The following is a 2,066-nucleotide window of genomic DNA, read 5'->3' on the forward strand; positions in this document are numbered from 1 at the left end:
GCAAAAAGCCCTGCGCGAAATTCTCCGCAAAATCGACTGATAAGCTGATCCATCTATATCAAGGCCGTCTGAAAACACATTTTCAGACGGCCTTTTTGTTTCTTTTATATATATCAAAAGCTTTATCTATCCAGTCTGTCATTTGAAAAGTGCTACAATAGCCGTTTATTTTATTTTTCAGACGGCCTGACAATATGTGCAACCATCATCCCAAACATTCACACGATAATGACACCATCCGCATCCGCGGCGCGCGCACGCATAATTTGAAAAATGTCGATTTGGACATTCCGCGCCACAAGCTCGTGGTGGTAACAGGATTGTCAGGCAGCGGCAAATCGTCGCTGGCGTTTGATACTTTGTATGCAGAAGGCCAACGCCGTTATGTTGAAAGCCTTTCTGCCTATGCGCGCCAGTTTTTGCAGATGATGGACAAGCCCGATGTCGACTTAATTGAAGGCTTATCGCCCGCGATTTCCATCGAGCAGAAATCCACCAGCCACAACCCGCGTTCCACCGTCGGCACGGTAACGGAAATCCACGATTACCTGCGCCTTTTATTCGCCCGTGTCGGTACGCCGCATTGCCCCGAACACAAGCTACCGCTGTCGAGCCAAACCGTATCGCAGATGGTCGATGCCGTATTGAAACTGCCGGAAGACACGCGCGTGATGATTCTTGCGCCGGCAGTACGCGAGCGTAAGGGCGAGTTTGTCGATTTCTTTGCCGACTTGCAGGCGCAGGGCTTTGCGCGTGTACGCGTGGACGGCGAAGTCTATCAGTTGGACGAAGTACCGAAGCTGGAAAAAAACATCAAGCACAACATCGACGTCGTCATCGACCGCGTGAAAGTAAAAGCCGACATTAAACAACGACTGGCGGAAAGTTTTGAAACCGCGCTACGCCACGGCAACGAGCGCGCGTTGGCAATGGAAATGGACAGCGGCGAAGAGCATTGGTTTTCCGCACGTTTCGCCTGCCCCGTATGTTCATACAGCCTGCCCGAGTTAGAGCCGCGCCTGTTTTCCTTCAACAACCCTATGGGTTCCTGCCCGACTTGCGACGGCTTGGGCAACACCAATTTCTTCGACCCCGAAAAAGTGGTCGCCCATCCCGAATTATCCTTAGCCGCAGGCGCGATTGACGGCTGGGATAAGCGCAACCAATTCTATTTCCAAATGATTCAATCGCTTGCACATCATTATAAATTTGATGTCAGCACCGCTTGGGAAACCCTACCGGAAAAAGTCAGAAAAATTGTCTTGCACGGCTCGGGCAAAGAAGTCATTGATTTTACTTACCTGTCCGAACGCGGCACCACCTTCAACCGCAGCCATGCCTTCGAAGGTATCATCCCCAATCTCGAACGCCGCTACCGCGAAACTGACAGCGAAACCGTGCGCGAAAAACTGCGTGAATACCAAAACCACCGCGCCTGCCCGAGCTGCGGCGGCGCACGTTTGCGCAAAGAAGCGCGCTACGTTTACGTCGGTGGCGAACCGTTGCACGAAGTCTCCGCCTGGCCGCTGACTAAAACCCACCAATTCTTTGAAACGCTGGATTTGGACGGCAACAAAAAACAAATCGCCGAAAAAATCCTCAAAGAAATCACCGAGCGGCTCGGCTTTCTGATTAATGTCGGGCTGGATTACCTGAATTTAAGCCGCTCCGCCGAAACCCTCTCTGGCGGCGAAGCCCAGCGCATCCGCCTCGCCAGCCAAATCGGCAGCGGCCTGACCGGCGTGATGTACGTTTTGGACGAACCCTCCATCGGTTTGCACCAGCGCGACAACGACCGCCTGCTCGCCACCCTCAAACGCCTGCGCGATTTGGGCAACAGCGTGATTGTGGTCGAACACGACGAAGACGCCATCCGCGAAGCCGATTTCGTCGTCGATATGGGCCCCGGCGCAGGTGAACACGGCGGCAACGTACTGATTGCCGACACCCCCGAAAACGTTGCAAAATGCGAAAAATCCGTTACCGGGCAATACCTCAGCGGCAAAAAAACCATTGCCGTGCCGTCTGAACGCACGCCCGTCAATCCCGAGCGGATGCTTGTCCTC

The 2,066-nt window shown here is 53.4% G+C and carries 1 protein-coding gene; it reads left to right on the forward strand.

The window, feature by feature from the left end; translation table 11 throughout:
- Positions 1-194 precede the first annotated feature (194 nt).
- On the forward strand, positions 195-2,066 hold a 1,872-nt coding region (uvrA, locus tag ACTHS3_RS11955; RefSeq protein ID WP_440368034.1), incomplete at its 3' end, for an excinuclease ABC subunit UvrA.

This window comes from Neisseria sp. P0009.S007 (assembly GCF_051962515.1).